The organism is Pseudomonas sp. MPB26, from assembly GCF_046605355.1.
GTDB classification, from domain to species: Bacteria; Pseudomonadota; Gammaproteobacteria; order Pseudomonadales; family Pseudomonadaceae; genus Aquipseudomonas; species Aquipseudomonas cedrina.
The window spans coordinates 4,888,050-4,900,482 of sequence record NZ_CP176793.1 but is presented as its reverse complement, the minus strand read 5'-3'; the positions used below and the strand labels follow the sequence as shown (position 1 = coordinate 4,900,482).

The 12,433-nt window shown below is 60.9% G+C and carries 13 protein-coding genes; 8 read left to right on the top strand and 5 right to left on the bottom strand.

The window, feature by feature from the left end; genetic code table 11:
• Positions 1 to 5: 5 nt before the first annotated feature.
• From ACLH0H_RS22730 to ACLH0H_RS22720, 3 genes are all read left to right on the top strand, one after another.
• A complete protein-coding gene (locus tag ACLH0H_RS22730; RefSeq protein WP_411379719.1) occupies positions 6 to 446 on the top strand; it encodes a CBS domain-containing protein in 441 nt (146 codons plus the stop codon).
• Between the two features lie 8 nt (positions 447 to 454).
• Positions 455 to 1,300 carry an NAD-dependent protein deacetylase gene (locus tag ACLH0H_RS22725; protein WP_411379718.1) on the top strand — a complete coding sequence of 282 codons (846 nt, stop codon included), beginning with the start codon at positions 455 to 457 and terminating at the stop codon, positions 1,298 to 1,300.
• 604 nt (positions 1,301 to 1,904) lie between these two features.
• Complete coding sequence (locus ACLH0H_RS22720) at positions 1,905 to 2,234, top strand: hypothetical protein (protein ID WP_076955119.1); 330 nt, start codon at positions 1,905 to 1,907, stop codon at positions 2,232 to 2,234.
• 121 nt (positions 2,235 to 2,355) lie between these two features.
• On the opposite strand, the gene ACLH0H_RS22715 is transcribed toward ACLH0H_RS22720, so the two are convergent.
• Positions 2,356 to 3,258 (bottom strand): LysR family transcriptional regulator, encoded by a 903-nt coding sequence (locus ACLH0H_RS22715; RefSeq protein WP_411379717.1) that lies wholly within the window; start codon positions 3,256 to 3,258, stop codon positions 2,356 to 2,358.
• 132 nt (positions 3,259 to 3,390) lie between these two features.
• Between ACLH0H_RS22715 and ACLH0H_RS22710 the strand changes: the two genes are divergently transcribed.
• The 4 genes from ACLH0H_RS22710 to ACLH0H_RS22695 all read left to right on the top strand — a co-directional run bounded on the left by ACLH0H_RS22710 (position 3,391) and on the right by ACLH0H_RS22695 (position 7,373).
• Positions 3,391 to 4,089, top strand: a complete 699-nt coding sequence (locus ACLH0H_RS22710) for a CoA transferase subunit A (RefSeq protein ID WP_411379716.1) — start codon at positions 3,391 to 3,393, stop codon at positions 4,087 to 4,089.
• Between the two features lie 30 nt (positions 4,090 to 4,119).
• On the top strand, positions 4,120 to 4,779 hold the full coding sequence (locus ACLH0H_RS22705) for a CoA transferase subunit B (RefSeq protein WP_411379715.1): 660 nt from the start codon (positions 4,120 to 4,122) through the stop codon (positions 4,777 to 4,779).
• Positions 4,780 to 4,790: 11 nt separating this feature from the next.
• Entirely contained in the window at positions 4,791 to 5,972 is a 1,182-nt protein-coding gene (locus ACLH0H_RS22700) for an acetyl-CoA C-acetyltransferase (RefSeq protein WP_411379714.1), read from the top strand.
• Between the two features lie 606 nt (positions 5,973 to 6,578).
• The gene (locus tag ACLH0H_RS22695; protein ID WP_411379713.1) at positions 6,579 to 7,373 is read left to right on the top strand and encodes a DUF4349 domain-containing protein; all 795 of its coding nucleotides are present in this window, start codon (positions 6,579 to 6,581) and stop codon (positions 7,371 to 7,373) included.
• Here the strand turns inward: ACLH0H_RS22695 and ACLH0H_RS22690 are convergent, their stop codons facing one another.
• The 4 genes from ACLH0H_RS22690 to ACLH0H_RS22675 form a co-directional block, all read right to left on the bottom strand.
• A complete protein-coding gene (locus ACLH0H_RS22690) occupies positions 7,374 to 8,459 on the bottom strand; it encodes a DUF1615 domain-containing protein (RefSeq protein ID WP_411379712.1) in 1,086 nt (361 codons plus the stop codon).
• A gap of 368 nt (positions 8,460 to 8,827) precedes the next feature.
• Positions 8,828 to 9,802, bottom strand: coding sequence for a porphobilinogen synthase (hemB, locus tag ACLH0H_RS22685; protein ID WP_411379711.1), 975 nt, complete (start codon positions 9,800 to 9,802; stop codon positions 8,828 to 8,830).
• Positions 9,803 to 9,917: 115 nt separating this feature from the next.
• Complete coding sequence (locus ACLH0H_RS22680; protein ID WP_411379710.1) at positions 9,918 to 10,760, bottom strand: PhzF family phenazine biosynthesis protein; 843 nt, start codon at positions 10,758 to 10,760, stop codon at positions 9,918 to 9,920.
• 3 nt (positions 10,761 to 10,763) lie between these two features.
• The gene (locus tag ACLH0H_RS22675) at positions 10,764 to 11,462 is read right to left on the bottom strand and encodes a glutathione S-transferase N-terminal domain-containing protein (RefSeq protein WP_411379709.1); all 699 of its coding nucleotides are present in this window, start codon (positions 11,460 to 11,462) and stop codon (positions 10,764 to 10,766) included.
• A 249-nt stretch (positions 11,463 to 11,711) separates the two neighbouring features.
• Between ACLH0H_RS22675 and ACLH0H_RS22670 the strand changes: the two genes are divergently transcribed.
• On the top strand, positions 11,712 to 12,413 hold the full coding sequence (locus tag ACLH0H_RS22670; RefSeq protein ID WP_411379708.1) for a histidine phosphatase family protein: 702 nt from the start codon (positions 11,712 to 11,714) through the stop codon (positions 12,411 to 12,413).
• The last annotated feature ends 20 nt before the right edge of the window (positions 12,414 to 12,433 follow it).

Sequence of the window (12,433 nt, the reverse complement as noted above, 5' to 3'; positions counted from 1 at the left end):
CCGACATGAAAACCGTTGCACAAGTACTCAAAACCAAGGACCAGAAAAACCAGGACGTCCACACCATCCAATGGGACCACACCGTGTTTGAAGCGCTGGTCCGGATGTCGGAGAAAAACGTCGGGGCATTGCCGGTCGTCAAGGATGGCGTGGTGGTCGGGATCATCAGCGAACGTGATTACGCACGTAAACTCATCCTCAAGGGGTTGTCGTCGGTGACCACGCGGGTCGATGACGTGATGAGTTCTCCGGTGATCACTGTCGATACCCGTAAAACTGTCGATGAATGCATGAACATCATGACCGACAGTCACTTGCGCCACCTGCCGGTGGTCGAAGACGGCAAGCTGCTTGGCCTGCTGTCCATCGGTGACTTGGTCAAAGAGGCCATTGCCGAACAGGCTGACCTGATCAAACAGCTGGAGCAGTACATTCGCGGCGAATAGGGGAAACCATGCTCGACACGCTGGAACATCAGGAGCAACACCTCGACACCCTGCATCGAGCCATGGCCGAACGGCGCTTTCTGGTGCTGACCGGCGCGGGGATCAGCACGTCGTCGGGCATTCCCGATTACCGTGACAGCGAAGGCGTGCGTCGCGGCAAGGCGCCGATGATGTACCAGGAGTTCCTTGCCACCGCGCAGGCGCGGCGCCGTTATTGGGCGCGCGCGATGTTGGGGTGGCCAAAGGTCCGCGCTGCGCAGCCGAACCAGGCACACCTGGCGCTGGCGACGTTGCAGCAACGCGAGCGTATAAGCGGTTTGATCACGCAGAACGTTGACACTCTGCACGATCAAGCCGGTAGCCATGACGTGATCGAACTGCACGGCAGCCTGCACCGGGTGCTGTGCCTGGATTGCCAGTCGCGCAGCGCGCGCGATGCAGTCCAGCGACAGCTGGAAATCGACAACCCTCACATGGCGCAAGTCCAGGCGATGCAGGCGCCGGACGGCGACACCTTGCTCGATCCCGCCTTTGAAGAAGACTTCCGGGTCCCCCGCTGCCCCCTTTGCGATGGCGAGCGCCTGAAGCCGGATGTGGTGTTTTTTGGTGAGAACGTAGCGCCCGCGACAGCGGCGCGGGCGATGGCGGCGGTAGAGGATGCACAGGGCTTGCTGGTGGTGGGCTCGTCGCTGATGGCCTATTCGGCGTTTCGCTTGTGCAAGGCGATGGCCGAGCGGGGCAAGCCGGTGATGGCCATCAACCTGGGCAAGACCCGCGGGGATGAGTTGTTGCAGGTGAAGATCGAGGCCTCCTGCGAGCAGCTGTTGCCGCTGCTTGCTGCCCGGCTCGTATAGCGCAACAACAAACATCCAATGTGGGAGCGGGCTTGCTCGCGAATGCGGTGGATCAGTCAATACATCTTCAACTGATCCACCGCCATTCGCGAGCAAGCCCGCTCCCACAGGTTTTTTGTGTCAAATGGGCGACCCCGGCGCTACGACCGGCCACTCCAAAAATGACGCCCAAGTCACGTTTTTACGCATGTTCGCGTCCCCACGCCAAATTATGTAGTGAACAAAAATAATCACTACATAATTGTTGACGTAACGTTTTAGTCCTTGCATGATCTAGACGTCTCCCGGATCGGGAGCGTTGGCAACAAGCGTTTTGAAAGAGCTCGTCTGACCGCCGAGCTGTTTTTTCCGGATGTGCACTGCCCACAAGGCGGATTGATGAAGCTGACCGTCCTGAATGGATCGGTACAAGGAGCTCGAATGCTGCTTGTCTTCGTTATGAAAGCATTGCGTAGCAGTTCATCAGCAAGACTACATGCATCAGGTTCAAGACCCTGCCCGTATTCGGCAGACCTTCGCTGACGCCCGGTTTTCGGAACCGGAGACAACTAAGCAGTTTTAACGAATCAATTGATAGATCGCCAACTGGTCAAGGGGCTTACACATGAATCTGAACAACCAACCCACTATCGATGAATTGGCTGAGATGTTCGCAGCGCAGAAAGACACACTCGACGACCATATCCTGTGGATTGGCAAATCGGGCGAAGTTCAACTTGACTGCCTGGCGCCCCACACCGAAGAAGCCGAGTTTGACCGGAACAACCGTGAGCTGGCGGCGCGCCTGAAGATGTACCGCCGTGGCCAGGGTTATGTCGGCAAGAAAGCGGCTGCCGACCGTAACTTCATAGAACACGTCTTCGACACACTTAACAACGCCTGGGCATCTTTTAAGGACAGCTCGCAAGTTAAAGTGATCGACCGCTACTACTAAGCAATACATGACAATAAATGTGGGAGCTGGCTTGCCTGCGATAACGGTTTAAGTATCAACACCAGTGTTGAATGTTAAATAGCTATCGCAGGCAAACCAGCTCCCACACTTTTTGGCGAGCTTAAAACGTTGGAAACCGGCCCTGTGCCGCTTCATCCTGGAAGATATCAAACAACGCCTGCGCTGCCGCCGACAATTCGTGCCCCGGCTTGGTCAGCACACCAATCGGTCGCTGGATCACCGGACCGTTCAGGGTGATGCAATGCGCACCCGCCTCTTCCATCTGTAGCGCGCACAACGCCGGTACGGCGCTGACGCCAAGGCCGCAGGCAACCATCTTGCCCACCGTTGCCAGTTGATGGCTTTCCAGGGCCACCGGCAGCTTCATCTGCAAGGCGCCCAAGTGCTCCTCCAGCATGACCCGCACCGTGGACGGCCGCTGCAAGGTGATGAACGGCTGTTCCAGCAAGGTTTTCCAATCGACCTCGGCACAGTGCGCCAGGGGCGAGTCCCCCGGCACGACCGCAATAAAGCGGTCCAGGTACAGCGGGGTAAACACCAGCGATGAACCCTCAGAAGGCTCGAACGCCACGCCCAGCTCCACCTGCCGATCACGCACCATCTCCAGCACTTGCTCATTGATCAAGTCGTGCACGGTGACGTTCACCTGAGGGTAACGCGCGCGGAATATCTTCAGGATCGGTGGCAGCAAGTTGCCCGCAAACGACGGCATCGCCGCGACGGTGACGCGCCCGCGCTGCAGGGTGAAGCGCTGACGCAGCTCGTCTTCGGCGTTGTCCCAGTCGGCAATCAGGCGGCGTGCCAGGGGCAGCAGGGATTCTCCTTCAGGGGTCAGCGCTACGTTTCGTGTATTACGGCTGAACAGGCGCCCACCCAGCCCTTCTTCCAGGCCCTTGATCGTCAGGCTCAGCGCCGATTGGGAAAGGTGCAGGCGCTCGCATGCGGCGGCAAAACTCAGGCTCTGGGCCACGGCGAGAAAGGCGCGCAGTTGTTTGACGGTCATGGGCTACTCCGGGCGACGGGGCCAACTATGCTGTTTTTTAAATCAATCAACCTTAAAAAACAACTTAACAAATCAATCCGCCGAGGCAACACTCAGTTCATTGCTGGCCGACAAACAATAAAAGAGGTGCATATGGCAGGTTTCGATAAACGCGTGGCGTCCTATGAAGAAGCCCTGGCAGGCCTGGAAGATGGCATGACCGTGCTCGCAGGCGGTTTTGGCCTGTGCGGCATTCCGGAAAACCTGATCAACGAGATCAAGCGCAAAGGCACCCGCGACCTGACGGTGGTTTCCAATAACTGCGGCGTTGATGGTTTCGGCCTGGGCGTGCTGCTGGAAGAAAAGCAGATCCGCAAGGTCATCGCTTCCTACGTGGGTGAAAATGCCCTGTTCGAGACGCAATTGCTCAGCGGCGAGATCGAAGTGGTGCTGACGCCCCAAGGCACCCTGGCCGAAAAAATGCGCGCAGGCGGCGCCGGCATCCCGGCGTTCTTTACCGCCACCGGCGTCGGCACTCCGGTTGCCGAAGGCAAGGAAACCCGCGAGTTCAACGGTCGCCCCTATTTGATGGAAGAGTCCATCACCGGCGACTTCGCCATCGTCAAAGGCTGGAAAGCCGACCACTTCGGCAACGTCATCTACCGGCACACCGCGCAGAACTTCAACCCGCTGGCCGCCACCGCCGGCAAGATCACCGTGGTCGAAGTCGAGGAAATCGTCGAACCGGGCGAGCTCGACCCGGCGCAGATCCACACCCCTGGCATCTACGTCGACCGGATCATCTGCGGCACCTTCGAGAAGCGCATCGAACAGCGCACCGTCCGCAAATAATCCAGCGCACATAATAAGAGGAACAGCACAATGGCTCTTACCCGCGAACAAATGGCACAGCGCGTCGCCCGCGAAATGCAGGACGGTTACTACGTCAACCTCGGCATCGGCATTCCGACCCTGGTGGCCAACTACATTCCCGAAGGCATGGAAGTCATGCTGCAATCGGAAAACGGCCTGCTCGGCATGGGACCTTTTCCGACCGAAGAAACCATCGATGCCGACATGATCAACGCCGGCAAGCAAACCGTCACCGCACGCATCGGCGCCTCGATCTTCTCTTCCGCCGAGTCCTTCGCGATGATTCGCGGCGGCCACGTCGACCTTACCGTGCTGGGCGCGTTTGAAGTGGACGTACACGGCAACATCGCTTCGTGGATGATCCCCGGCAAACTGGTCAAAGGCATGGGCGGCGCCATGGACCTGGTGGCCGGTGCGGAAAACATCATCGTGATCATGACCCATGCGTCCAAGGACGGTGAGTCCAAGCTGCTCAGTCAATGCAGCCTGCCGTTGACCGGTGCGAACTGCATCAAGCGTGTGCTGACGGACCTGGCGTACCTGGAAATCGAAAATGGCGCTTTTGTTCTCAAGGAACGCGCACCTGGCGTCAGCGTTGAAGAGATTGTGAGCAAGACCGCCGGTAAACTGATCGTTCCGGACCACGTTCCAGAAATGCACTTCGAGTGAGGACACAATTCATGCAAGACGTCGTGATTGTCGCTGCCACCCGCACCGCCGTGGGCAGCTTCCAGGGTTCGCTGGCGAATATTCCGGCACCGGAACTGGGCGCCGCCGTGATCCGTCGCCTCTTGGAACAGACCGGCCTGGACCCGGCCCAGGTCGATGAAGTGATTCTCGGCCAGGTCCTTACCGCCGGCAGCGGCCAGAACCCGGCACGCCAGGCCTCGATCCTGGCCGGCCTGCCCCACGCGGTACCCAGCCTGACCTTGAACAAGGTCTGCGGCTCGGGCCTCAAGGCGCTGCATCTGGGCGCCCAGGCTATCCGTTGCGGCGATGCCGAAGTGATCATCGCCGGCGGCATGGAAAACATGAGCCTGGCCCCCTACGTGTTACCCACCGCGCGCACCGGTTTGCGCATGGGCCACGCCAAGATGGTCGACAGCATGATCACCGACGGCCTGTGGGACGCGTTCAACGATTACCACATGGGGATCACCGCCGAGAACCTGGTGGACAAGTACGGCATCAGCCGTGAAGCGCAGGACGCATTCGCCGCGGCCTCCCAGCAGAAAGCGATCGCCGCTATCGAGGCGGGCCGTTTTGCCGACGAGATTACGCCAATCCTGATTCCCCAGCGTAAAGGCGACCCGGTGGCCTTCGCCGTGGATGAACAGCCGCGCGCCGGCACCACCGCCGAATCCCTGGCCAAGCTCAAACCGGCATTCAAAAAAGACGGCAGCGTGACCGCGGGCAACGCCTCAAGCCTCAACGACGGCGCTGCGGCGGTGCTATTGATGAGCGCCGACAAAGCCAAGGCCCTGGGCCTGGCTGTTCTGGCACGCATCGCCAGCTACGCCAATGCCGGCGTCGACCCCGCCATCATGGGCATCGGCCCGGTCTCGGCCACCCGCCGCTGCCTGGACAAAGCCGGGTGGAGCCTGGCTGACCTGGACCTGATCGAAGCCAACGAAGCCTTCGCCGCGCAATCCCTGGCAGTGGGTAAAGAGCTGGACTGGGACGCCGAGAAGGTCAACGTCAACGGCGGCGCCATTGCCATCGGCCACCCCATTGGCGCTTCAGGCTGCCGCGTGCTGGTGACCCTGCTGCATGAAATGATCAGGCGCGACGCCAAGAAAGGCCTGGCCACGCTGTGCATCGGCGGCGGCCAAGGCGTAGCCCTCGCCCTCGAACGCAGCTGACTGGGCAGCGATAACGAGCAACATGGAAAAGGCCTGGTTCCACGAAAACCAGGCCTTTTCTTTGCGCGGTAATCCTGGAAAAACGCAGATCAATATGGGAAGCCCGCGACTTCTCGGCGTAGCGCTGTCGCACGGCAAACGGGGTCTCTGTGGCGAGCGGGCTTGCCCCGCGTTGGGCTGCGCAGCCGCCCCAAAACCAGGCGCAGAGGAATGCCTGACACGCCGAGTTGGCCATCATGGGGGCGCTTCGCACCCCAACGCGGGGCAAGCCCGCTCGCCACGAGAGATCGGTCACCTGCAATAGCTGCTGTGAAAAATCAGTCAGCTATTTTATGTTTTGATGCGCGCTGGTTGATCTGCGTTATCAGTCAGCACGCGGCACGGCAAACACCGCACTCGCGCGCACCACTACCTTATCCCCCACTCGCCCGGGCACGGCGTGGGCGTTCATGGCGAATGCTTCCTTGGCGTCGGGCTTGAGGTGTACGCCAAGCCTTGGCCGACAGCCAGCACCATCTACCGCGCAAATCCCTTGGGATGCTTTGCGTTAATCCGCCAGACCCGCTTTAATCGCCGTCCAATCCCCCCTGATCCCAAGGAACAGCAATGCGCCATCTGGACGGCAAGCCCCATCCGCTTCGCACAGGCTTATTAATCGTGATAACCGGCCTGGCCCTGGTCGGCTGTTCGCCCAAGGACAATTCTCGCGCCAGGGTGATCAACGGCGAGCAAAGTCGTGTCGGCGCACAACTGGCCTACGAACACGAACTGAGCCTGGCCCTGCCCGGCGCCCTGCTCGCACCGCGCATGCAGGCCACCCGCGAGGCCTGCGAAACGGCGCGCTTCGGCGCCTGCAATATCCTCGGCATCACCGAAGACGGCAGCGGCGGCCAGATCATCCTGCGCATCGCACCGACGGGCGTTGAGCCCATGGTTGCGATGGCCACCGAAGGTGGCAAGCTCGGCCAGCGCGTCACCACCGCCGAGGACCTGGCGGATGTCGTCGCCGATGTACGCCGCCGCCAGGAACGCTTGCTGGCCCAGCAACAACGGCTCGACGAACTGGCCAAGCGCAAGGACATCACCGTCAGTGACCTGATCGCCTTGAGCAAGGAACAGGCGGGCATCGAGAACGAGCTGCAGGAATTGGCCCAAGCCGCCGCCGGCCAGCAACGCCGCCTCGATACCAACCGCGTGACCCTGAACTTCCGCTCCTCCGACGGCGCGAACCAGCAGTCACGGTTCAGCCGCATGTTCAGCAACCTGGGCGACAACCTGGTGGAAGGCACAGCCGACGCCCTGGAACGCTCAAGCTACGTGCTGCCGTTCGTGATCCTGGCGTTCCCGGTGGCGTGGTTGTGGGTGTGGCTGTGGCGACGTTTTGTCAAACGCCGCCTCTGATCAGCGCTTCATACAGCGCTGATACCGCTCATCCACGCGCTTGGCAAACCACGCCGTGGTGAGGTTGCGGGTGATCTTGGGGCTCTTGAGCACGATGCCCGGCAGGATCGCCCGCGGCATCGGCTTGCCGGCAGCTTTGTCGGCAAGTGCAAACACGCGCTTGTAGAGCGTAGTCTCTTCAAAGTCCAGCTGCTCGCCCTGCTCCAATTGGCTGCGGATACTCGGGTTGCGCATATCCAGCTTCGCCCCGAGGGAACGCACCGCCAGTTCAGTGGTGCCGGGCAGCAACGAACCGTAGCGGATCAAATCCCCATCCAGCGCCAGCTCGGTGCCCGACGCGCGGCTGACGGCGGCCTGGAACGCGGCATTGCGGCTGGCGTACCACCCGGCGTTAAAGTCAGCGAAGCGATACAGCGGTTGGTCGTAGTTGACCGGGTAGCCGAGCAAATGCGCGATACCGAAGTACATGCCGCCACGGCGGGTGAACACTTCGCGGCGAATGCTGCCGTCTACCGTGTAGGGATAACCCCGTGCCTGTTTCTGCGCAAAGTCGATGCTGACCTGCATCGGGCCGGCGGTATGCACCGGGTTGAAACCGCCAAACAGGGTATTGCCCAATGGCACCATGCTGATGAAGTCATCGAAGATGCCGCTCAGGTCCCTTTCCGTGCGTGCTGCACTCAAGCGGTCGGCGTACGTCTTGCCAGTGGACGAGCGCAACTGAAGTGCGCTGCGTACGACAAATGCCGGCACGTGGATTTTGCCGGCACGGCGCAGGATCTCGTCCTGGGCAATCTTGCCCATATTCGGCACGGGCGGGTCCACCTGGAAAGTGGATTCCTGCTCGGTCACCGCCAGCACGGCGCAGATATTCTCGGTGCTGGGGTAGATTTTCTGGGTGTCGAAAGCGGTGTAGATGTCCTGGGCCCAACCATTGCGGTCCGGCACCTTGGCCGGCAGCAGGTGCACGATCTGCGCCTTCACCTCGGCCTCGCTGCGCTCCGGCTGCTGCGGGTTGCGCGTTGTGGAGCAACCGGCCAGGACCAATAACGAGAAAAGTAAAAGGGATAGATGGGACGAAGACATGCAAAGCTTCCTGGGGCAGCGGAGCTGGAATACTACCTCACAAACGATGCAGGTAAATGCGGGAGCTGGCTTGCCTGCGATACACATAGGTATCTACATATCATTGTAGTGAGCGGGCTTGTCCCGCGCTGGGTGGCGAAGCCGCCCCAATAAGGACACCGTAGTGTTCCAGATGAAACCAGATCGTCTGGTTTGGGGCGGCTTCGCCACCCAGCGCGGGACAAGCCCGCTCACTACAGGGAGATTTTTTTGCCTTTGAAAGTTGTGTAGATACCTATGCTGCGATACAGGCACCTCGGTTTTTTCAGTGATACCGAGGTGATGCTATCGCAGGCAAGCCAGCTCCCACAGTTGATTTGCGGTGCGCGTCAGATCCCGGCCAGTGCCAGGTCCATCGCGAAGTAGGTGAAGATCAGGTCCGCACCCGCGCGCTTGATCGACCCCAACGTTTCGCGCACCACGCGATCTTCATCAATCGCCCCGGCCTGGGCGCCGAACTTTATCATCGCGTACTCGCCGCTGACCTGATACGCCGCCACCGGCAGGCGCGAGGCTTCGCGGATGTCGCGGATGATGTCGAGGTAGGCCCCCGCCGGCTTGACCATCAGCGCATCCGCGCCTTCCTGTTCGTCCAGCAGCGACTCGCGCACGGCTTCGCGGCGGTTCATCGGGTTCATCTGGTAGCTTTTGCGGTCGCCCTTGAGCGCGCTGCCGCCGGCTTCGCGGAACGGGCCGTAGAGCGCCGAGGCGAATTTGGTGGAGTACGCCATGATCGGAATATGGGTGAACCCCGCCTCATCCAGGGCGCGGCGGATCGCCTGGACCTGGCCGTCCATCGCCGCCGAGGGGGCGATCACGTCGGCACCGGCGCGGGCGGCGGCCACGGCTTGCCTGCCAAGGTTAATCAGGGTCGCATCGTTATCGACATGGGCACCGTGCATCACGCCGCAGTGGCCATGATCGGTGTATTCACAGAAGCAGGTGTCGGACATCACGATCATTTCCGGCACGGCACCCTTGATGGTCGAGGACATGCGCGAGACCAGGCCGCGTTCTTTCCAGGTGTCGCTGCCGCTGGCGTCCAAGTGGTGGGACACGCCGAAGGTCATCACCGACTTGATGCCGGCACGCGCATAACGCTCGATCTCGGCGGCCAGCTTCTTTTCCGGGATGCGCTGCACGCCAGGCATGCTGGTGATCGGCACGAAGTCGTCGATTTCTTCTTCGACAAAAATCGGCAACACCAAGTCGTTAAGGGTGAACTCGCTTTCCTGGAACAAGCCCCGCAGCTCTGGAGAGCGGCGCAGGCGGCGTGGACGGGCTTGGGGGAACTGACTGGTCATGGTTTTCCTGGATGAAAGGTCAAAACTTTGGAACGAAGCTTATGCCCCCAGGCACCGGCGACACAAACCCGGGGAGCCCAACAGTGTATTGCGCGGCCCGTAACAATTCATTGATCTAGAGCCGTAGACGCCCTTCGATGCACACCGCCACCGCGCCGCCCACCCAGATGTCCTCGCCCTGGCGTTCGACCCGAATGCGCCCTGCCCGGCGCAGGGCCGTGCCCTGGCTGACCACATAGCGCTCCGGCGCCAGGCCTTCGGCCAGCAGCCATTGGGCCACACCGGCGTTCAGGCTGCCGGTGGCCGGGTCCTCCTGGGCGCCGTCACCGGCAATGAAGGCACGCACTTCAAATTGCGCATCCACGGCGTCCCGCGCGGGGTCGCACGGGGCAATCACACCCACCGCCAGCCCCAACAGCTGCGAGTAATCGGGTTGTAAAGACAGGACCTGACCACGATCGGCCAGCATCACGGCCAGCCAGCCCGCACCGTTATCCACCCATTGGCTGCGCAGAATGTCTTCGGGAGCCAGGCCCAAGGCCAGGCGCACGCGCTCCAGCATAGGCGCGTCGAGCGGGCCTGAGCGCAACAACGGCGGCGCGATAAACGCCAGCTCATCGCCCTGGCGCCGGATACGCACCAGGCCAATCTCGCATTCCTGGATGATTTCCTCGCCTTTGGCGATGCCGCCTGCCTGCAGCCAGGCGTGGCAACTGCCCAGCGTCGGATGCCCGGCAAACGGCAGTTCCGTCAGGGTGGTGAAAATGCGCACCCTGTAGTCAGCCCTGGGATCACGCGGTGTCAGCAAAAACGTGGTTTCACTGAGATTGGTCCAATTGGCGAAATCCGCCATCTGCTGGTCGGTCAGGCTGTCGGCGCCGAACACCACCGCCAACGGGTTGCCCTTGAGCGGTACGCTGCTGAATACGTCCAGCTGTTTGAAATCGAAAGTCGGCATGCTTCAGCTCGGAATTGTCAGGCCACGGATCACCGCCGGCCGTGCGACAAAACCGTCCAGCGCGCGCAGTACATTGGGGAAGTCGGCGATGCCTACCAGGTCACCGGATTCGTAGAAGCCGATCAGGTTGCGGATCCATGGAAAGGTGGCGATGTCGGCGATGCTGTAGTCGTCGCCCATGATCCAGGTGCGGCCCAGCAGGCGCTTTTCCAGCACGCCCAGCAAACGTCGGGATTCGGCGGCGTAGCGATCGCGGGGGCGTTTGTCTTCGTAGGCCTTGCCGGCGAACTTGTTGAAAAAGCCCAGCTGGCCGAACATCGGGCCGATACCGCCCATCTGGAACATCAGCCACTGGAATGTCTCATAGCGCGTCGACGGGTCTTCGGACAGCAGCTGGCTGGTTTTCTCCGCCAGGTAGATCAGGATCGCGCCGGACTCGAACAGCGCCAGAGGCTGGCCGCCGGGGCCATTGGGGTCGATGATCGCGGGGATCTTGTTGTTGGGGTTCAGCGACAGGAACTCGGCGGACAACTGGTCCTGGGTCTCGAAGCTGACCTTGTGTGCTTCGTAGGGCAGGCCCAGTTCTTCGAGCATGATCGATACTTTTACGCCGTTGGGGGTCGGCAGCGAGTACAGTTGCAACCGCTCGGGATGGCGGGCGGGCCATTTGCTGTTGATCGGGAACGCGGCAAGTGGGTTCATCGCAGGGACCTCGGTGGAAAGCCTCCATGATAGACATCTGGCGACCGTCCTGCTCGGGTCATCAATACGCAACAAGCGCTGGCTATTATCCTGCGTGGGCGAACCAATAGGCCCTCGCGCACTCTTAAGTGCGCTCAACGGTGAATGGAGACGACGCGCTACATCGACAGGGAACACCGCAGGACGCCGGATGCGTCACTGGGGCCGGGCTTGTCCGCCTTAATCCGATGCACTGAAGACTCGATAACAATGACCCTCAAACCCCTGAGCCTTGCGCTGCGCTTGAAACGATATTCATACATCATGTTGCCGTTGCTTCTGGCAGGCGGCGCTATCGGCCTGACCCTGGAGTCGCGCACCAGCCGTGCAGGGCAAGCGGACGGCGTGCAAACCCTGATATTCCTGCGCCACGGTGAGAAACCCGCCGGCGGCCTGGGGCAGCTCAACTGCCAGGGCCTCAACCGCGCGATGAACCTGGCCACCTTGCTGCCGGAAAAGTTCGGCAATGCCGACTTCGTATTTGCCGCCAATCCGACGCGTAATGTGGAAGAAGGCGAGCTGGACAATTCCTATAGCTACATTCGCCCACTGATGACCATCAGCCCCAGCGCCATCAAGCTCGGCCTGCCGGTGAACATCAAGTTTTCCGCCAATGACACCAGCGCCCTCGCCGACGAGCTGGTGGAAGACAAGTACCACAACGCCACGATCTACACCGCCTGGTCCCACGGCTACTTGCCGGAGTTGATCAACAAGGTAGCCAGCGAAGCCTCAGGCGAAAAGCACACCATCACCGACGACTGGTCCGGCAGCGACTACGACACCTTGTACGTGCTGACATTGACCTGGCACAACGGCAAGGCCTCACTGCTCAGCCGCAACTATAAGCAAGGCTTGAACGACGGCGACGAAAGCTGCCCGGAACCAACACAGGTGAGTGCCGATAGCTGACAGCGTATGATGCGCCGCTA